The organism is Amycolatopsis sp. NBC_00355 (genome assembly GCF_036104975.1).
Lineage (GTDB): Bacteria > Actinomycetota > Actinomycetes > Mycobacteriales > Pseudonocardiaceae > Amycolatopsis.
Window position 1 is genome coordinate 8,956,412 of sequence record NZ_CP107982.1, and the last position, 19,374, is coordinate 8,975,785.

A 19,374-nucleotide genomic window follows, 5' to 3' on the forward strand; every position below is an offset into this window, starting at 1 on the left:
AGGCATGTCCGTTCGTGCCCCGCTGGTGCCCGGCGTCCAGACGCCGCGCCGTGACGTCCCCAGTTCCATCGCCCGTCCCGAGTACGTGGACAAGCCGGCGCCGAAGCGGGACACCGGCAACGGCGTGCGCACGCCCGAGGTGATCGAGGCGATGCGCGTCGCGAGCCGGATCGCGGCGCAGGCCCTGGAGGAGGGCGGCAAGGCCGTCAAGCCGGGCGCGACCACCGACGACATCGACAAGGTCGTCCACGAGTACCTGCTCGACCACCACGCCTACCCGTCGACGCTGGGCTACCGCGGCTTCCCGAAGTCGTGCTGCACCTCGCTCAACGAGGTCATCTGCCACGGCATCCCGGACTCGACGGTGCTCGAGGACGGCGACATCTGCAACATCGACGTCACCGCCTTCATCGGCGGCGTGCACGGCGACACGAACGCGACGTTCCTGGCGGGTGACGTCTCCGAGGAGGTCCGCCTGCTGGTGGAGCGCACCCGCGAGGCGACGCTGCGCTCGATCAAGGCGGTCCGCCCGGGCCGCCGGCTGAACGTGATCGGCCGCGTCATCGAGGCGTACGCCAAGCGCTTCGGTTACGGCGTGGTCCGCGACTTCACCGGCCACGGCGTCGGCCCGTCGTTCCACACCGCGCCGACCGTGCTGCACTACGAGGAGCCGACGGTGGAGACGGTGATCGAGGAGGGCATGACCTTCACGATCGAGCCGATGATCACCCTCGGCACCATCGACTACGACATCTGGTCCGACGACTGGACCGTCACCACGAAGGACAAGAAGTGGACGGCCCAGTTCGAGCACACCCTCGTGGTGACCGCCGACGGCGCCGAGATCCTGACCCTGCCGTAGCCCTCGTGAGTGTTCAGGGCGGTTCTAACCGCCCTGAACACTCACGAGCCGTGGCTCAGTGGCTGGTTGCCTTTTGGTAGCAGCGCACCGAAAGCGGCACGAACACCGCCAGCAGCACCGCGATCCACAGCACCGACGCCAGCACCGCGTGCTGCATCGGCCAGACGTCGTGCGGGGGCAGGGCCGCGCTCGTGTTGCCGAACAGGTTCCGGGACGCCTGCGTGATCGCCGAGATCGGGTTCCAGTCGGCGATCACCCGCAGAGGGGTCGGCAGCCGGCCGCTGTCGACGAACGTGTTGGCCAGGAACGTCAGCGGGAAGATCGCGATGCTCGAGACGTTGTTGAACACCTCGGGTTTGCGCACGGCCAGCCCGATCGTCCCCATCACCCACGAGAGCGCGTAGGCGAAGGCGAGCAGCAGGAGCACGCCACCCAGCGCCTCGAGGACGCCGGTGTGGATCCGCCAGCCGACCAGCAGCCCGACCAGGCCCATGATCAGCAGGCTCGTCACGTTGAGGATCAGGTCGGCGGTGGTCCGCCCGATCAGCACCGCGGCGGGGGACATCGGCAGCGAGCGGAACCGGTCGATGATCCCCTTCTGCAGGTCGTCGGTCAGGCCGTAGCCGGTGACGATGCTGCCCATCGCCACCGCGAGCGTGAAGATCCCCGGCAGCATGAACTCGCGGTAGGAAAGGCCGGGGATGTCGATCACGCTGCCGAACACGTAGCCGAAGAGCAGCACGAACATCACCGGCAGGAACACGATGGACCCGAGCAGGTCCAGCGACCGGAAGATCTTGATCGAGTTCCGCTTGGCGACGGTGACGCCGTCGGTCACGGCCAGCTGCACCGCGTTCATCACACGGCCTCCTTCGCGGGTTCGGTCACGTCGTGACCGGTGAGGGTGAGGAAAACGTCGTCGAGGGTGGGACGCCGGAGGCCGACGTCGCGGACGTCGACGCCGTCGGCGGCCAGCAGGGCCAGCGCTTCGGTAAGCGCTTTCGCGCCGTGGGTCACGGGCACGGTGAGCCGGAACCCGTCGGACTGCGGTTCGCCGCCGCCCAGCCCGGCCAGCGTCGCCCGCGCGAGGGTGACGTCGTCGTGGGTGCCGACGGTGAGCTCGATCCGCTCGCCGCCGACGAGGTCCTTGAGCTCGTCGGCGGTACCGCGGGCGATCACCCGGCCGTGGTCGACGACGGCGATGCTGTCGGCGAGCCGGTCGGCCTCTTCGAGGTACTGCGTGGTGAGCAGCAGTGTCGTACCGCCCGAGACCAGCTCGGTGATGACGTCCCACAGGTCCGTGCGGGCGCGCGGGTCGAGCCCGGTCGTGGGCTCGTCGAGGAACAGCACCGGCGGGTTGGCCACCAGCGCGCCGGCCAGGTCGAGCCGGCGCCGCATGCCGCCCGAGTAGCCCTTCACCGGCCGGTCGGCGGCGTCTTCGAGGTCGAACCGGGCCAGCAGTTCCCGGCCGCGGGCCTTCGCGCGCTTGGTGCCGAGGTGGTAGAGCCGCCCGACCATTTCGAGGTTCTCCGCCCCGGTCAGCTCCAGGTCGACGGCGGCGTACTGCCCGGACGCGCCGATGTGCGACCGCAGCTCGTGCGCGTCCCGCACGACGTCGAACCCGGCGACGGTGGCGTATCCGGCGTCCGGCTTCTGCAACGTCGTGAGGATCTGGACGGTGGTGGTCTTCCCCGCGCCGTTCGGCCCGAGCACGCCGAGCACGGTGCCTTCCGGCACCCGCAGCGACATGCCGTCGAGCGCGGTCACGCCGCCGTACTTCTTGACGAGTCCCTCGGCCACGATGGCGTCTGGCATCGGATTCCCCTTCTGTGTCAACGAGTTCAGGACCGGCGGACGACGATGTCGCCGGTGTAGGAGCGGGCGCGGACCTCGACGGTCTCGTCGGTCTGCCCGGGGCCGTCGGCCGCGGCGAGCGAGTTGTGCACGCTGCCGATGAGCGAGTTGAGGACCAGCCACGCGGCACTGCCCTCGCGGACGCCGACCTCGATCTCGCCGACGGCGGTTTCGAGCACGACGGTGTCGCGGACGACCTCGCCGATCCGGACGTCCCCGGCCGCGGTCTTGGCGTTGACGGCGGTGTGCGCGACGTCGACGAAGATGTCGCCGTTGGCCGAGCTGACCCGCAGGTCGCCGGTCACCGTGCCGACCCGGGTCTCGCCGCTGGAGTTCTTCAGCGCGGCCGAGCCGTCGATCTCGCGGAGCCGGATGTCCCCGGAGCCGGTGCTCACCTCGGCGTGCCCGCTGGCGTGGCCGACCGTGACGTCGCCGACCGCGGTGGTGGCTTCGAGCCGGGTCGTCTCGTCGAGGTCGATGGTGCCCATCGACGTCTTGAACCGGCACTCGCCGAGCGCCCCGGTCGCCCGGAAGTCGCCCATCGCGGTGGTGCCGCGGATGCCGGACCCGGCGGGCAGCTCCACGACGACGATCAGCGAGCCACCCTTCCCGAAGAGCTTCGTGTGGTACTTCGGGCCCTTGACCAGCAGGGCGTTGCCGGTGAATTCGATCTGGGTCTTCTCGGCGGCGGACACGTCGTCGCGGTCGTGCGGGTCGGCCGGGGTGACCTCGACGACGGTGTCGGCGCGGTCGCTCGCGACGATCCGGACGTCGGCGATGCTGGCGTCGATCGTGGCCGTGATCGGCTCGGGGGTGGCGAAAATCGGCATGGCTGTGCCCTCCAGGGGTGCGTTCGGGGCGTCTCCGCAGGTCGGAGACGTGTCGGGAAAGAGCGGTGGTTACCGGACCCAGCCGGTGTAGTTGTCGCCGACGGACGACCCGCGGCGCTTGCCGGCCTTGGCGGGGCCGAGTGCCGCATTCGCGGCCCGGACCAGCCAGGCGTTGGTGGAGAGCCGGTCCCGGCTCGCCGCCTCCTCGACCCGCTGCTTGAGCTGCTCGGGCAGCCGCAGGTTGATCCGGGAGACGGTGCCGTCGTCGGTCTCCGGCGGGGGCGGCGGTGCCTGCTGGGGCTCCGGCTCGGGAGCCGTGGGCAGCGAGACGGCGAACTCGGCGTCACGGCGGCGAAGGCGTACTTCGACCGAGCCGGGCGCGAGGTCGCGGGTGATCTCGTCGGCCGCCGCCGACAGGGCGTCGAGCAGGGTGAGCCGGATCGCCGACTCGAGCGGCGAGGTGAGCCGCTCGGCGAGGGCGACGGCTTCTTCGCCCGCCGCTTCGGCGGCGACCGCGAGCTCCCGGCGGAGTTCGTCCACGAAGGGCGTCAGGTCCATGGCACAACTATGGCGCCATCGTGGCACCACGACAACCCTGAATTGGCACCCTTAGGGGTCAAGCGTGGTGCCAAAATTGCTGAAAGCCCAGCTCAGGCCGGTTCGATGCGGGACAGCAGCTCGTCCAGGAAGCCGCAGGCTTCGGCGGCAGCACGGTCCGCGTCCCGGTCGGCGATGGCGTCGGCGAGGCCTTCGTGGCCGATCTCGGGCAGGTGGCCGGCACCTGGCGTGATGCTGGAAGTCGCCGCGACGCTCGCCGTGATGACCTCGGTCAGCCCGCGGTACAGCTCGGTGAGCAGCCGGTTGTGGCCGCTGCGGACGACGGTGCAGTGGAACTCGGCGTCGGTGCGCGCGAAGTCCTGCCAGCGCCCTTCGTTCAGCTCGACCGCGCGGCGCGCCAGCAGGGCGCGCAGCTCCGCGACGTCCTCGTCGGTCCGCTCGGCCGCGGCGAGCCGGGCACCCTCGACCTCGAGGGTGCGCCGGACCTGCAGCACCTCGCGCAGCTCGTCACCGCAGAGCCGGCGGATCGCGCCGGAGACCTCGCTGGTCGCGCGCACGTAGGTGCCGTCGCCCTGGCGGACCTCGAAGATGCCGGTGTGCGCGAGCGCGCGCACGGCCTCGCGGATGGTGTTGCGGCCGACGCCGAGCTGCTCGCCCAGCTCGGGCTCGGTGGGAATGCGCTCGCCGATCGGCCATTCGCCCTGCGTGACCGCGGTCCGCAGCTGCTCGATGACCTGATCGACCAAGCCTGTCCGCCGGGTGGTGGCCAGAGGCACAGGAATTATCCCTTCATCCAATCATCCTACGTATGCGATAGTAGCTCGTATGTCCGTCGAATCCCGTGAATCAGCACTCGAACCCGAACTGGACGGCGCGATCGAGACGCGCACGCCCGGTGTGGTCGCCGGCGGCGCGCTCCTCGCGGTCGCCGTGGTGCTGACGGCGCTCAACCTGCGCCCGGCCATCACCGGGGTCGGCCCGATGCTCGCCGAAATGCGCGCCGGCCTGGGCGCGTCCGTGCTCTGGGCGGGCGTGCTGACGACGTTGCCGACCCTCTGCTTCGCCGGCGCAGGGCTCGCCGCGCCGCTGCTCGCCCGCCGCGCCGGGATCGGCACCGCCATCGCGGTCGCGCTGACCGCGATCGCCGCCGGGCTCGTGCTGCGCGTGCTCGACGGCCCGTACGTCGTGCTCGGCGGGACGCTCGTCGCGACCGCCGGGATCGCCCTGATCAACGTGCTCATCCCGGTCGTCATCAAGGGCTCCTTCCCGGCTCGCATCGGCCTGATGACCGGCGTCTACACCGCCGCTCTGCAGGGCGGCGGCGCGCTCGGATCGGCCGTGACACCACAGCTGGGTGACGCCTTCGGCGGCTGGCGCCCGGCGCTGGGCAGCTGGGCGGTGGTGGCCGTCGTCGCGCTCGCCGCGTGGATTCTCGCAGCCCGCGGCACCGGCCGGGCACCGCGGCACACCGAGGCCGCCGGGAGCGGTCGCTCGCTGCTGCGCAACCGGCTGGCCTGGATCGTCACGATCTTCTTCGGCCTGCAGGCCTTCTACGCCTACGCGGCGATGGGCTGGTTCCCGCAGGTGCTGATGGACGCGGGCGTGTCGCGCGACCAGGCGGGTCTGCTGTTCGGGCTGGTCTCCCTCATCGCGGTGCCGATCAGCCTGGTCGTGGCGCCGATGGCCGCCCGGCAGCGTGGCCAGGGCGCGTGGATCGTGACGTTGGGCGTGTTCGGCGTGGCCGGGACGGCCGGGCTGATGCTCGCCCCGGCGTGGTCGCCGCTGCTGTGGAGCCTGCTGATCGGCCTCGGGATGAGCGTCTTCTCGCTCGCCCTGACAGTGATCGCGTTGCGCGCGAAGACCGGCGCCGACACCGCGCGGCTGTCCGGGATGGCGCAAGGCTTCGGGTACCTGTTCGCCGCGCTCGGCCCGTTCCTGTTCGGCCTGCTGCACGACGCCGCGGGCGGCTGGACGGTCCCGCTGGCGATGCTGCTCGGCCTGCTCGTGGTCCAGATGGGCTTCGGGGCGCTCGCCGGGCGCCACCGGTTCGTCTGATTCTTAACAGTTAATACCGTTCGCGGCCGTTCGGCGGCTTAAGATCGGCCGATGGCGGTTCCGTCGCCGGCCCTCGGGACGTTGCTGCGCACCGGCCCGTTCGACGCGGCCCTGCGCGCGGCGATCCGTGCCCGCGGCCTGAGCCTCGACCGCCTGCGCGAACACCTGCACGCCCGCGGCGTCTCGGTCACGACGGCGACGTTGAGCTACTGGCAGTCCGGCCGCAGCCGACCGCAGCGGCGGGACTCGGTGCGCGGCGTGCGGCAGCTCGAAGTCGTCCTCGACGTGCCGCCGGGCTCGCTCGTCGCGCTGCTCGGCTCGCCGCGCGCACGCCGGTCCACGGCCGCCGAGATGGGCCGGTTCTGGCCGGACGGCGGGCGCATCGACGCCGCGGTGTCCGATGTGGACACCCGCTGGGACGAGCGGCTGACCCGGATCAGCCAGCACGACGTCGTGACGGTCGGCCCGGATCGCGAGGAGCTGGAGTTCCATTCGCGGCAGGTGCTGCGCGCCGAGGCGGACGGCCCGGACCGCTGGGTCGTCATCCTGCACCTCGACGAGCACGACCGGCCGCTGCCGGAGGTGCGTTCCCTGCGTGGCTGCCAGGCCGGGCGCAGCGTGCACAAGCCGGAGGACGGCCTGCTCGTCGTCGAACTGCTCTTCGGCCGGCCGCTCGTCCGCGGCGAAACGGTGATCACCGAGCACACGCTCGTGAATCGCGCGCCGCATCCACTGGCGACGAACTACGAACGCAAGTTCCGGCTGCCGGTCCGCGAATACGTGCTCGAAATCCGCTTCGACCCGGCGGCGGTACCCGCGGTGTGCCGCCGGGTCGTGGAACACGACGGCCAGCCGGCCGAATACACCGACGTCGTCCCGGAATCCGGTGCGGTCCACGGCGTCGCGCTCACTTTCGGGCCCGGCCGTTACGGTTTCGATTGGGAATGGGACGCCAGTTAACTGTTAAGGCCCTGCGGATCTTCAATTCGGTGTTCTCCGGGATCTACCGTCGGCGAACCGAATCCCGATCCGAGGAGAACCTCATGCGCAGACTGGTTTCCGTCGCGGGTGTCGCCGCGCTCGCCGCATTGGGACTGGGCTTCCAGCCCGCTCAAGCCGCGCCACCGGCACCGCCGGCCCATCCGCAGGCCGAGGTCGACGGCGTCGCGGCCGCGTTCGGGCTGTCCGCGGACCAGGCCCGGACCCGCCTCGCCGCCCAGGACGACGCCCACCGCCTGGCCGCCGCGCTGCCGGCCGCCGTCCGGCAGCAGTCGGCGGGGGAGTGGTTCGACGCGGCCGCCGGGAAGCTGACTGTCGCCGTCACGACCCGGACCGCCGCGGACCAGGCCCGCGCGGCCGGGGCCGCCGCCCAGGTCGTCACCCGGAGCCAGGCCGAACTGGACCGCACCGACGCGGCCGTCCGCGCGCTGGTCGGCCAGGGCGTGCCCGGCGTCTACGGCTGGGGTGTCGACGTCCGGAACAACGAGGTCGGCGTCTCGGTCGACCGGACGAAGAAGACCGCCGCGACGGAGAGTTTCCTGTCCGGTGCCAAGGAACTCGGCGTCCGGATCACCGAGACGACGACGTCGCCGAAGCAGCAGTCGGGCACGATCCAGACCGGCAACCCGTGGTGGCCGGGCAGCGAATCGAACTGCTCGGTCGGCTTCCCGGTCACCGATTCCGCCGGGGCCAAGCACTTCCTCACCGCGGGCCACTGCACGAACGACAGCAACCAGGCCGCCTACGGCGCTTCGGGACAGCAGAACAAGGTCGGCACGTCGAACGTCGGCGGCACCCACAGCGTCAACGGCCAGGAAGGTGACATGGGCGTAGTCGCCGTGACGGAGGCGGGCTGGAACCTCTCGGCGTCGGTCAACACCTGGGGCCAGCCGGCGGTCACGCTCTCCGGCTCGGCCGAGGCCATGGTCGGCGACAGCGTCTGCCACTCCGGCAACACTTCGCACTGGCAGTGCGGCGAAGTGAAGTACACGCACAAGTCCGCCGACTACGGCAACGGCCTCATCATCGGCGACCTGACCTGGACGACGGCCTGTTCGCTCGGCGGCGACTCCGGCGGCGGCTGGCTGCTCGGCACCAAGGCCACCGGCCTGCACGACGGCGGCCCGTCGCAGTGCGTCCAGAACCCGGGTGACGGCGACATGTCCCTGTTCCAGCCGGTGATCGAGGCGCTGAACAAGTGGCAGCTCACGCTGGTCACCAGCGGCGGCACCGGGGACACGACGGCGCCGAGCGCGCCCGGCAACCCGCGTTCCACGGGCACGACGTCGAACAGCGTCTCGCTCGCCTGGGACGCGTCGACGGACAACACCGGCGTCACCGGTTACGACGTCTACAACGGTTCCACGCTCGCCACGAGCGTCGCGGGAACCAGCGCCACGGTCTCCGGGCTCACCCCGGACACGGCGTACTCGTTCACGGTCAAAGCGAAGGACGCCGCCGGGAACGCCTCGGCGGCCAGCGCGGCCGTCAGCGCGCGGACCCAAGCGGGCGGTGGTGGCGGTCGCACCCTGACCAACGACACCGACTACGCGATCCGCGACTACCAGCAGGTGCTCAGCCCGATCAGCTCGACGCTGACCGGTAGCGCGGCCGCCTCGATCGGCGTCTCGCTGACCATCCGCCACACGTGCGCCGAAGACCTCGGCATCACACTGCTCGACCCGAAGGGCAAGGCGTACGCGCTGAAGTACAGCGGCGGCAGCACCTGCACGCCGTGGAGTGGTGCCCGGACGTTCACCGTCCCGGCGACGGCTTCGTCCCCGGCGGCCGGCAAGTGGCAGCTGCGCGTGACCGACTACGGCCCCGGCGACACCGGGACCCTCGACACCTGGTCGATCACGCTCTGAGGGCTCCCGCGGGCCGGGCGGTCACCCCGCCCGGCCCGCGGTGACTCAGTCCAGGGGCAGGTTGAGCAGTGCGTTCTCGATCAGCTCCGGCATGGCCGGGTGGATCCAGTACTGCCCGCGCGCCATGCTCCGCGCGTCCAGGCCGAAGCTCATCGCCTGGATCAGCGGCTGGATGACGCTCGACGCCTGCGGCCCGATGATGTGCGCTCCGAGCAGCTGCCCGGTCGCGGGGTCGGCGAGCAGCTTCGCGAAGCCCGTCGTGTCCTCCATCGCCCAGCCGTAGGCGATCCCGGCGTAGTCCTGCTTCGAGACCACATAGGACACACCTTGCTCGCGCGCCTTCTGTTCGGTGAGCCCGACCGACGCGACCTGCGGGTGGGTGAACACGGCGTGCGGCACGAACCGGTGGTCGGCCTTGACCCGCTCGTCCGGGTGCAGCAGGTTGTGCTGCACCACGCGGGATTCGTGGTTCGCGACGTGCTTCAGCTCGTGCGGCGAGGAGAGGTCGCCGAGCGCGTAGACGCCCTCGACGACGGTCTCCTGGTAGTCGTCGACCACGACGTGTCCACTGTCCATTGTGGTCACACCGGTGGCGGCGACGTCGAGCAGGTCGGAGTTCGGCTTGCGGCCGGTCGCGACGAGCAGCAGGTCCGCCTCGACGGTCTCGGCGCCCTGCGGGCCTTCGAGGTCGAGCGCGACGCCGTCGGCTGTCTTGCGCGCCCGGACGGTCTTGCGCTCCAGCCGGACGTCGAAGCGTTCCGAAGCCAGCTCGGTGAAGCGGGCGCTGACGTCCTCGTCCTCCGAGCGCAGCAGCCGCGCGGACCGGTTGACCAGCGTGACCCGCACCCCGAACGACGCGAAGACGTGCGCGAACTCGGCCGCGATGTACCCGCCGCCGAGGATGACGATGCGCTCGGGCAGCTCGTCGAGCCGCATCACCGTGTCGGAGGTGTAGTAGCCGGTGTCCTCGATGCCGGGGATGTCCGGGATCACCGGACGGCCGCCTGCGGCGAGCACGAACTTGTCGGCGGTCAGCACCTCGTCCGGGCGCCCGTCGGGGAAGCTGACGCGCAGTTCCTTGGTCCCGGTGAAGCGCCCGGTGCCCTCGTAGACGTCGACGTTCTTGTTGTCCTCGTGGCTGCGGCGGTACTCCGCGCCGCCCGCGGCGATCGGGTCGATCCGCCCGAAGACGCGGTCGCGGATGTCGCGCCAGCGCACGCCCTTGAGCTCTTCGTCGACACCGTACTTCGCGCTCTCCGCGGGTGTGTACGCGACGTCGGCGGCGTAGACGAACATCTTCGTCGGGATGCAGCCGACGTTCAGGCAGGTCCCGCCGAAGGTGCCCTTCTCGACGATGGCCGTCTTCTTGCCGGCGAAATCGGGGCCGAGGATCGAGTTCCCCGATCCCGTCCCGACGATCACCAGGTCGTAGTGGGGCACTTCATCCTCCGCGGGCTCGTTCCGGTCGGTTCACCCTAGCCAACCTGCCGCGCGGAGCAGGTGTTCCCGCGTGTGCTTAACGTCGTATTACGTGCTCGGTCCCGCTCAGTGCCCGGTCGCCGTGAAGTGCATCCGGTCTTTCGGGCTGGTCCACGCCCCGCCCCAGCTCCAGCCGATCGCCGCGAACGCGCGGGTGGTGGCGTCGCCGGCCAGGACCATGCCGGGCCGCACCCGCGAGCGGTCGACGTAGGCCGAGGCCAGCTCGGGCAGCACCAGGTCGCCCTGGGTGTAGGGGTTGCAGAACGGGTTGACGTCGACGGCCAGCCCGTACGCGTGCGCCGACCAGCTCGTCTGGCCGCGCGCCGGGCGGCAGACGAACGCGCTGGTCGAGTTGCCGTCGCCGGTCGGCGGCAGGGTCAGCTCGCCCGGGCTGGTGACGCGCATTTCCTCCAGCGGGAAGTGCGCGGCGAAGAGCTTCCCGAAGACCTTCGTGATCCCGGCGGCACCTTGGGCGTTCACCAGCATCTCGCCGGTGTGCGCGCGACCGTCGAACCCCCAGAACGCCATCGTGAGGTAGCGCAGGTCGGTGGCCTTGACCGGGCAGGCGGCCTGCCAGGTGCTGCGCGCGAGAACACCGGCGGGTACCGCGCTGATCGTCGAGGCGTAGGCGTTCCCGGCCGGCGGGGGCAGGGCGTCTTTTGTCGGAAGTGCCCGGTTCACCAGTTCGGGTGGCGTCGGCTCGATCTCGCCGAAGCCGTCCGGGCGGCGGGGGAGCGGCCGGGCACCCACCTGCCAGGTGACGGCGGGCGCGCTCGACGTCTTCGGCGGCGCCGTTTTCACCGGGGAGGGGGGTTTGGACACGGTCGTCGTGACCGGCGCCGGGGCGGCCGGCCGGGGCGTCGAGGGGACTTCCGACGTGCAGGCGGCCAGCGTGAGGGCGATGACCGCCCCGAGCGTCGCCGTCGCTGTCCGTCGCATTCCGCAATCCTGACATAAACGTTCGGTGATCGCGGAGTCCACCCGTTTCAGTGACACCGCTTCGGGCTCACTCCGATTAGGGTATTCAGGGCCACCTGTTCACGCTGTGGAGTCGCGTGAGTGCCGTGCGCAGTGCCTTTGTTTTGCTTCGAAGAGGGGAACGACCCATGTCCGTGAAGTCCCGCCGATCCCTGCTGCTCGTGAGCGGCGCGCTCCTCGCGGTCGCGGCGGTCGCCGTCCCGGTCGTGGTGAACACGGCTTCGGCGGACCCGGCGTCCGCCAACCAGCCCCGGATCGTCGGCGGCAACAAGGCTTCGCTCGACGACCACCCGTATGCGGTGTACCTGGCCGACCCGGGTGGGAACCAGTACTGCGGCGCGGTGATCGTCAGCTCCACGGCGGTCGCGACGGCGGCGCACTGCGCCAAAGCCGTGGCGAAGCAGGACGTCCGCGTGGTGGCCGGCCGCGAGGACAAGCGCACCGGTGACGGCCAGGTGCTGAGCGTGTCGAAGATCTGGATCAGCAAGGGGTACAGCGACCCGACGGCGGGCAACGACGTCGCGGTGCTGACCGTGCGCGGCCAGCTCGGCTACCGGCCCGCGAAGCTGCCCGACAGCGGCGATTCGGCGTCCTACCGCGAAGGCACGCAGGCGACGGTGCTCGGCTGGGGCCGCGTCGCCGACGGCGGCGACCGGTCCGATTACCTGCGCAGCGCCCAGGTCCCGGTGATCGGTGACAAGGACTGCAACTCCGACTACGACGTCTACGACCCGAAGACCATGGTGTGCGCGGGATACGCCGACGGCGGCGTCGACGCCTGCCAGGGCGACTCCGGCGGCCCGCTGGTCGTCGGCGACACCCTGATCGGTCTCGTGTCCTTCGGCGACGGCTGCGGCAAGGCCGGCAAACCGGGCGTCTACACGCGGGTTTCGGCGTACGTCAACGACATCCAGCAACAGGCCAACCCGCGAATCTTCGGCTGAGCGTGGTAAGCAGGGGTATGCCGACCCTGCACGACGCGACCGGCCCGGAGCTGACCGCCGCCCAGCTGCACGACATCCTGCGTCTGCGGGTGGACGTCTTCGTGGTGGAGCAGAAGGCCGCGTACCCGGAACTCGACGGCCGCGACTTGCTCGCGGATACCCGCCACCTCTGGTTCTCCGACGACCACGGGGTCACGTCCTACCTGCGGGTCCTGCTGGACCCCGGCGGCATCCGCCGCATCGGCCGAGTCGTCACGGCCGCCCAGTCCCGCGGCGCCGGCCTGGCGGCCCGCCTGATGGACGCGGCCCTCACGATCCCCGGCGAGTACGTCCTCGACGCCCAGACGTACGTCCAAGGCTTCTACGCGCGCTACGGCTTCGTCGCAGAAGGCGAAGAGTACGAGGACGACGACGGAATCCCCCACATCCGCATGCGCCGCCCCGCCTGACCCGCGAACCGACCGTCTGGGCACGCGAACCGACCCTCCAGGTACGCGAGCCGACCCTCCAGGTACGCGAGCCGACCCTCTGGGTACGCGAACCGACCGTTCCGGTACGGCTCAGTCGGTCGCCCCGTGCGGCGCGGTCGCCGTGATCACCTTCACGGCCCGGTCCACATCGGACTCCGTGAGGTCGGCCCGCACCGTCAGCCGCAGCCGCGAGATGCCGTCCGGCACCGACGGCGGCCGGAAGCACCCGACGCGGATGCCTTGCTCGGCGCACGCCGCGGCCCACGCGACGGCCGTCTCCGCGGACGGCGCCTGCACCGAGATCACGGCGGCGTCCGGCACACTCGCCTTCAACCCCGCGGCCTTCAGCTGCATCGCCAGGTTCCCGGCGTTCTCCTGGACCTTCTCCGCCAGGCCCGGCTCGTCCTTCAGCGCGTGCAACGCGGCGAGCGCGGCGGCGGCGCTGGCCGGCGCGAGCGCGGTGTCGAAGATGAAACTGCGCGCGGTGTCGATGAGGTGCTTGATCACCCGGCGCGGCCCGAGCACCGCGCCGCCCTGCGCGCCGAGGGCCTTCGAGAGCGTCAACGTCGTGACGACGTCGGGGGCGCCCGCGAGCCCGGCCGCGTGCACCGCACCGCGTCCGCCTTCACCCAGGACGCCGAAGCCGTGCGCGTCGTCGACCAGCAGGCCGGCGCTGTGTTCGCGGCAGATCCCGGCCAGCTCGCCCAGCGGGGCGAGGTCGCCGTCGACCGAGAACACGGAGTCGGTCACGACGAGCGCCCGCGGCTTGCGCCGGGTCGCCAGCGCGTTCTTGATCGCGGACGGCGTCGCGTGCGCGACGGCGGCGATGTCCGCGCGCGACAACCGGCAGCCTTCGATGAGCGACGCGTGGATGTACTTGTCGGTGACGATCGCGGCTTCGCTGCCGGACAACGCCGTCACCGCGCCGAGGTTGGCCGTGAAACCCGACGAGAACACGAGCGCCGCCTGCACGCCGCAGAACCGGGCGAGCTCCATCTCGAGCTCGGTGTGCAGCTCGGTCGACCCGGTCACCAGCCGTGACCCGGTCGCCCCCGCGCCCCACCGGAGCGCGGCGGCCGCGGCGGCTCCGGCGACGCGCTTGTCGCGGGCCAGCCCGAGGTAGTCGTTACCGGCGAGGTCCAGCTCATCGGCCTTGGCGGGACGTGGCCGCAACTGCCGCACCAGACCCGCGCCCGCACGCTTTTCCGCCTCGGCGTCGAGCCAGTCGAAAACCTGGTCGGGCGGAAGTACCGGCGGCGTAGTCACGTCCCGCAGTCTCCCATCCGGGCCTCGCGCGGCCGTGAAGCGGGCCTGGAAACGCCGGAAGCCCCGGACCGGCGAGTGCCGGCCCGGGGCTTCCGGGGAGAAATCAGCTGTCGTAGCCGCGACGCGGGCCACGGCTCGGGCGGCCGTAGCCGCCACCGCCGCCCGAACGGGGCTGACGGCCGCGGCCGCTGAAGCCGCCGGAACGGCCTTCGTGCGAGCCCTGGCTGTAGCCGCCACGGTCGCCACCGCGGTCACGGTCGCCGGCGTAGCCGCCACCGCTGCCGGCGTTGCTGCTGCCGCCGCCACTGCCGCCGCGGTAACCGCCACGGCTCGAACCGCCGAAGCTGCCGCGGTCGCCGCGGAAGCCGCCGCCGCCGCCGCCACCGCGACGCGGGCTCTCACGCCGACGCTCGATGACCGGCTCGCCGCTGGGCTCGCGGGCACCGGTGATGCGGGTCAGCGCGTCGTCACCCGGACGGACCATCGTGGACTCGGCGCGGACGCCGGCCCGGTCGGTCATCCGCTTGACCATGCGGCGCTGGTCGTTGGTGACCACCGTGACGACGACCCCGGACGCCCCGGCGCGCGCCGTGCGGCCCGCGCGGTGGAGGTAGTCCTTGTGGTCGGCCGCCGGGTCGACGTGCAGCACCAGCGAGATGTCGTCGACGTGGATGCCGCGCGCGGCGACGTCCGTGGCGACCAGCACCGGGGTGTGGCCTTCCTTGAAGTCCGCGAGCACCCGGTTGCGCTGACCCTGGGTCTTGCCACCGTGCAGCGCCGCCGCATTGACACCCTGCTCACGCAGGCGCTCGGCGAGGCGGTCCACGTGGTGCTTGGTGCGCACGAACATGATCGTGCGGCCCTCACGGGCACCGATGTGGGTGATGACGTCCTGCTTGTCCTGGTGCGAGACCTGCAGCACGTGGTGGTCCATGGTGGTGACGCTGGCGGTCGACGGCGCGACCGAGTGCGTGACCGGGTCGCTCAGGTACTGCCGCACGAGGCGGTTGACGTCACCGTCGAGCGTCGCCGAGAACAGCAGCCGCTGCCCACCCGGCGGGGTGAGGTCCATGATCTCGCGGACCTGCGGCATGAAGCCCATGTCGGCCATCTGGTCGGCTTCGTCGAGGGCGATGAAGTTGCAGTCGCCCAGGTGCGCGGTGCCCTGCCGGACGTGGTCCGACAGCCGCCCCGGGGTGGCGATCAGCAGGTCGACGCCACGGGAAAGCGCGTCGGCCTGACGGGCGAAGGCCATGCCGCCGACGGCGGTGCGGCACCACAGGCCGAGGGACTTGGCCAGCGGGGTCAGCGAGTCGGCCACCTGCATGGCCAGCTCGCGGGTCGGCACCAGGATCAGCGCGCGGGGGCGCTTCGGGCGGGCCTTGCCGTCGGCGAGCCGGGCCAGCATGGCCAGGCCGAAGGCGAGGGTCTTGCCGGAACCGGTCTGGGCGCGGCCCAGCACGTCGCGGCCGGCCAGGGCGTCCGGGATGGTCGCGGACTGGATCGGGAACGGGCTGTTGATGCCGGCCTCGGCCAGCGCGCGGAGCAGCGGCTCCGGCAGGCCCAGCTCGGCGAAAGTCCTGGTCTCCACGGTCTCGACAGCGTCATCACGCAGCGTGTCCCCACCGGCGGGGCGCTGACGCGGCCGGCGGTCGGGACGTTCCGCGTGCGCGGACGTCGAGGTGGTACCAGAGTTGAACGTGACTGTCACAAATGCCTCTCGGACATGGTTCGTCACAAGGAGGCCCGGGCTCCCCGCGCGCAGGCAGGGCAAGATGGTGTGCGTTGGGCGTTCACAGGGACGGACCCCGGCGCACTGTGTCTTGTCGCTTTACGACACTGCGAGCCGCTTTTGGGATTACGGATCACCGCGAGCCATTCGGTGGCTCTGGAGGCGACGGACACCAACTCATCCACGCCGCCGGTTGCGGTCTGTACTTACTGTACCCGAGGTGGGGCCGGGACTACTCATCGAGGTCATCTCTTGTGGGCGGCGTCGCAGACGTGTTCCACACCACATCCGCGACGCCGCCGCGTGATCACCCGATCCCGGTGGCGCTCACGAGTTCGGCCAGCAGCTCATCGGCCCTGGTGACGTGCTCGCCGAGGCCGCGGGCGTGGAACCAGCCGGCCAGGTTGCGCACGTCCCGCGCCAGGAAGTCGACCCCGCCCGGGTTGGCCACGACGTCGACGACCTGAGGCAAGTCGATCACCACCAGCCGGCCCCGGTGCACGAGCAGGTTGTACGCCGAGAGGTCGCCGTGCGCGAGCCCCTCGGCCGCGAGCAGCTCGAGCGCCGCCGTGGCCTGGAACCACAGATCGGCCAGTTCGTCCGGCTCCGGGCGCACCTGGGCCAGCCGGGGTGCCGCGGTCCCGTCGTCCTCGCCGAGGAATTCGAGCAGCAGCTCGGTCCCGTTGCGCTGCACGGGGTAGGGCACCGGTGCCCCGATCGTCCACAAGCGACCCAGCGCGGCGAACTCCGCGACGGCCCACTGTTCGGCGATCAGGTTGCGGCCGAACGCGCTGCGCTGCGTCATCGCCCGGGTCTCGCGGGAGCGGCGCATCCGCCGCCCTTCGAGGTAACCCGCGTCACGGTGGAACAGCTTGTGCTCGTCACTGCGGTAGCGCTTCGCCGCGAGCAGCCCGCCGGGAGTGCCGGGCAGACCGCGCCGCAGCAGGTGGACATCGGCCTCCTTGCCGGTCTTGAGGACGCCGAGATCGGTGTCGACCGCGGCGAGCTCGGTGACGACCCAGTCCGGCCGGGGGAGCGGCCCGTGCTCGGCGTCGTCCCAGGTGGACCAGCGGTCGGCGCCGTCGGGCAGCAGATTTTCGGTGTAGGCGTCGTCCCGCAGTTTCGCGAGCCGGACGCGTTCGCCTTCGGTGAGCCGCCCGCTGCGTGTGGGCTCGGGTTCGTCGTCGAACCGAGCACGACGGGAGAACCGCTGGTCGGTTTCGTCGCCGAGCCGCGCCCGGCGGCGTGCGGGTTGCGGGCCGTCTTCATCCTCGAACTGCCCGCGGCGTGGCGATCGCGGGCCGTCTTCGTCGCGGGATTGCCCGCGGCGTGGCGATCGCCGGCCGTCTTCGTCGCCGAACTCGCCGAACTCGCCGAACTCGCCACCGAGGCGTGAGGGCCGGTCGTCTTCGTCGTCGAACAGTCCGTCGCGGTACCGGTACGGCGGCTCGGGTCCATCGTCGAGCCGCGAGGCGTGCGGATCGGTGTTGTCGTCGAGCCGCGTGAGGCGCGGGGCTCGCTGGTCGTCTTCGCCCTCGGACCGCCTGCGGCGGTGCGAGGGTTGCTCCGCCGCCTCGTGGGGCCATGCCCCTCGGCGTGAGGGTCGTTCGTCGAACCGGTCGTGATCTTCGAAGTCGTGCAGGCGCACTGGTGGGTTCTCCTAGGTCAGGGATGCCCCACCGGGCGCGTGATCAGCCTCGGGGGGCGGGTGGGCTCGGGCGCAGACGGGCCCGCACAGTCATCACCACAGGCACCTCCCCGCTCTCTCGCACACCGGCTCCCTGCCGGACTTCCCCCAAGCTTGCCGGGCCGGTCCGCCGCCGCGCAAGCGAATTGCGCGAACGGCCCGTTCGTGCCCTTTCCTTGAATTCCGCCCGCCGCCGTGGTCACGATTGACGGGCAGGCCGATCGAGGAGGAGCGGATGGATTCGTACGACGTCGTGGTCGCCGGTGGCGGGCACAACGGGCTGGTCGCGGCGGCGTACCTGGCGCGGGCCGGCCGGTCGGTCCTCGTGCTGGAGCGGCGCGGCGAGACCGGCGGTGCCGCGGTGTCGTTCCGCGCGTTCGAGGGCGTCGACGTCCGGTTGTCGCGCTACTCGTACCTGGTCAGCCTGCTGCCCAAGAAGATCATCGCGGACCTCGGCCTCGACGTGGCGCTGCGGCGGCGCCGGATGTCGTCGTACACCCCGTCGGGCGGCTCGGGTCTCCTTGTCGACACGGGCGACGACGACCGGACCGCCGCGTCGTTCCGCGCGCTGACCGGGGCCGGCGCGGACTTCGCGGCGTGGCGCCGGTTCTACGAGCTGACCGGGCAGGTCGCCGAACGCACCTTCGGCACGCTCACCGAGCCGCTGCTGTCCGAAGTGGACTTCCGGGCCCGGGTCGGCGACGCCGAAGCGTGGTCGATGCTGTTCGAGCGGCCGATCGGCGAGGCGCTCACCTCGTGGTTCGGTGACGACACCGTGCGCGGAGTGGTCCTGACCGACGCGCTGATCGGCACGTTCGCCGCCGCGGGCGCCGAGGACCTCCGGCAGAACCGCTGCCTGCTGTACCACGTGATCGGCAACGGGACGGGTGACTGGGACGTACCGGTCGGCGGCATGGGCGCGGTCACCGGCTCACTGGCCGCGGTGGCTTCCGCGGCCGGGGCGAAGCTCGTCACCGGCGCCGAGGTGCTGGCGATCGACCCGGGCGGCGCGGTGCGCTACCGGCACGGCGACGCCGAGCACGTCGTGCGCGGCGGGCACGTCCTGGCGAACGTCGCGCCACCCACGCTGGCGCGGCTGCTGGGCGAGAAGGTGGCGGACCGGCCGGAAGGCGCGCAGCTGAAGGTGAACATGGTGCTGTCCCGGCTGCCGGAGCTGCGGGACCCGGGCGTCGACCCGGCCGAGGCGTTCGGCGGCACGTTCCACGTCAACGAGACCTTCACCCAGCTGGAGACGGCGTACCGCGAGGCGGCGGCGGGGACGATCCCCGCGCTGCCGCCGTGCGAGATCTACTGCCACTCGTTGACCGACCCGTCGATCCTGGGGCCGGCGGAGCGGGCGGCCGGCGTCCAGACGTTGACGTTGTTCGGCCTGCACATGCCCGCGCGGCTGTTCGAAGGACGCAACGACGAAGCGCGCGAAGAGGCGTTGCGCGCGACGCTGGCTTCGCTGAACAGCGTGCTGGCCGAGCCCATCGAGGACTGCCTCCTGACCGGGCCCGACGGAAAACCCTGTGTGGAGGCGAAGACCCCGTTGGACCTGGAGGCCGAGCTCAGGCTCCCGGCCGGGCACATCTTCCACCGGGACCTGGCGTGGCCGTTCGCGGCGGACCCGGCGCAGGCCGGCCGCTGGGGCGTCGAGACAGCGCACGAGCGCGTGCTGCTGTGCGGCGCGGGAGCGGTGCGAGGAGGTGGTGTCAGCGGCATCCCCGGCCACAACGCGGCGATGGCCGTGCTGGGCAAGGGTTCCTGACCGCGACCCGCACCGGTCGGC

Annotated in this window: 16 protein-coding genes and 1 pseudogene; 7 read left to right on the forward strand and 10 right to left on the reverse strand. The window is 71.5% G+C overall.

From position 1 onward, the window contains the following. Window positions 1-4: 4 nt before the first annotated feature. Window positions 5-862: a type I methionyl aminopeptidase gene (gene map, locus OHS18_RS41455; protein WP_328614469.1), complete on the forward strand. Its 858-nt coding sequence runs from the start codon at window positions 5-7 to the stop codon at window positions 860-862. 55 nt (window positions 863-917) lie between these two features. Here map and OHS18_RS41460 read toward each other — a convergent pair whose 3' ends face one another. From OHS18_RS41460 to OHS18_RS41480, 5 genes are all read right to left on the reverse strand, one after another. Then, entirely contained in the window at window positions 918-1,721 is an 804-nt protein-coding gene (locus OHS18_RS41460) for an ABC transporter permease (protein ID WP_328614470.1), read from the reverse strand. Then, window positions 1,721-2,677, reverse strand: a complete 957-nt coding sequence (locus tag OHS18_RS41465; protein ID WP_328614471.1) for an ATP-binding cassette domain-containing protein — start codon at window positions 2,675-2,677, stop codon at window positions 1,721-1,723. Before OHS18_RS41465 ends, OHS18_RS41460 begins: the two co-directional genes overlap by 1 nt. Window positions 2,678-2,703: 26 nt before the next feature. After that, window positions 2,704-3,546: a DUF4097 family beta strand repeat-containing protein gene (locus OHS18_RS41470; protein WP_328443174.1), complete on the reverse strand. Its 843-nt coding sequence runs from the start codon at window positions 3,544-3,546 to the stop codon at window positions 2,704-2,706. Between the two features lie 69 nt (window positions 3,547-3,615). Further along, window positions 3,616-4,104, reverse strand: coding sequence for a hypothetical protein (locus tag OHS18_RS41475; protein ID WP_328614472.1), 489 nt, complete (start codon window positions 4,102-4,104; stop codon window positions 3,616-3,618). A gap of 92 nt (window positions 4,105-4,196) precedes the next feature. Then, window positions 4,197-4,880, reverse strand: a complete 684-nt coding sequence (locus OHS18_RS41480) for a FadR/GntR family transcriptional regulator (protein ID WP_328614473.1) — start codon at window positions 4,878-4,880, stop codon at window positions 4,197-4,199. Between the two features lie 49 nt (window positions 4,881-4,929). On the opposite strand from OHS18_RS41480, the gene OHS18_RS41485 reads away from it, so the two are divergent. The 3 genes from OHS18_RS41485 (at window position 4,930) to OHS18_RS41495 (ending at window position 9,026) form a co-directional block, all read left to right on the forward strand. Next, window positions 4,930-6,159 (forward strand): CynX/NimT family MFS transporter, encoded by a 1,230-nt coding sequence (locus tag OHS18_RS41485; RefSeq protein ID WP_328614474.1) that lies wholly within the window; start codon window positions 4,930-4,932, stop codon window positions 6,157-6,159. A 51-nt stretch (window positions 6,160-6,210) separates the two neighbouring features. Then, window positions 6,211-7,119: an XRE family transcriptional regulator gene (locus OHS18_RS41490; RefSeq protein WP_328614475.1), complete on the forward strand. Its 909-nt coding sequence runs from the start codon at window positions 6,211-6,213 to the stop codon at window positions 7,117-7,119. Window positions 7,120-7,202: 83 nt separating this feature from the next. After that, window positions 7,203-9,026, forward strand: a complete 1,824-nt coding sequence (locus OHS18_RS41495) for a proprotein convertase P-domain-containing protein (protein WP_328614476.1) — start codon at window positions 7,203-7,205, stop codon at window positions 9,024-9,026. Window positions 9,027-9,071: 45 nt separating this feature from the next. On the opposite strand, the gene OHS18_RS41500 is transcribed toward OHS18_RS41495, so the two are convergent. Next, window positions 9,072-10,466 (reverse strand): mycothione reductase, encoded by a 1,395-nt coding sequence (locus OHS18_RS41500; protein WP_328443168.1) that lies wholly within the window; start codon window positions 10,464-10,466, stop codon window positions 9,072-9,074. Between the two features lie 105 nt (window positions 10,467-10,571). Continuing rightward, window positions 10,572-11,444 (reverse strand): M15 family metallopeptidase, encoded by an 873-nt coding sequence (locus OHS18_RS41505; protein ID WP_328614477.1) that lies wholly within the window; start codon window positions 11,442-11,444, stop codon window positions 10,572-10,574. Between the two features lie 167 nt (window positions 11,445-11,611). Here OHS18_RS41505 and OHS18_RS41510 point away from each other — a divergent pair, with 167 nt between their 5' ends. Further along, complete coding sequence (locus tag OHS18_RS41510) at window positions 11,612-12,427, forward strand: S1 family peptidase (RefSeq protein ID WP_328443166.1); 816 nt, start codon at window positions 11,612-11,614, stop codon at window positions 12,425-12,427. 17 nt (window positions 12,428-12,444) lie between these two features. Further along, window positions 12,445-12,876 carry a GNAT family N-acetyltransferase gene (locus OHS18_RS41515; RefSeq protein WP_328614478.1) on the forward strand — a complete coding sequence of 144 codons (432 nt, stop codon included), beginning with the start codon at window positions 12,445-12,447 and terminating at the stop codon, window positions 12,874-12,876. A 111-nt stretch (window positions 12,877-12,987) separates the two neighbouring features. Here the strand turns inward: OHS18_RS41515 and OHS18_RS41520 are convergent, their stop codons facing one another. The 3 genes and pseudogenes from OHS18_RS41520 to OHS18_RS41530 form a co-directional block, all read right to left on the reverse strand. Beyond that, window positions 12,988-14,163 (reverse strand): 8-amino-7-oxononanoate synthase, encoded by a 1,176-nt coding sequence (locus OHS18_RS41520; protein ID WP_328614479.1) that lies wholly within the window; start codon window positions 14,161-14,163, stop codon window positions 12,988-12,990. 103 nt (window positions 14,164-14,266) lie between these two features. Then, window positions 14,267-15,874, reverse strand: a complete 1,608-nt coding sequence (locus OHS18_RS41525) for a DEAD/DEAH box helicase (protein ID WP_328614480.1) — start codon at window positions 15,872-15,874, stop codon at window positions 14,267-14,269. Between the two features lie 328 nt (window positions 15,875-16,202). Beyond that, window positions 16,203-17,105, reverse strand: a pseudogene (locus tag OHS18_RS41530) (serine protein kinase RIO); the annotation flags it as partial. 712 nt (window positions 17,106-17,817) lie between these two features. On the opposite strand from OHS18_RS41530, the gene OHS18_RS41535 reads away from it, so the two are divergent. Further along, window positions 17,818-19,353, forward strand: coding sequence for a phytoene desaturase family protein (locus OHS18_RS41535; RefSeq protein WP_328614481.1), 1,536 nt, complete (start codon window positions 17,818-17,820; stop codon window positions 19,351-19,353). Window positions 19,354-19,374: the final 21 nt, after the last annotated feature.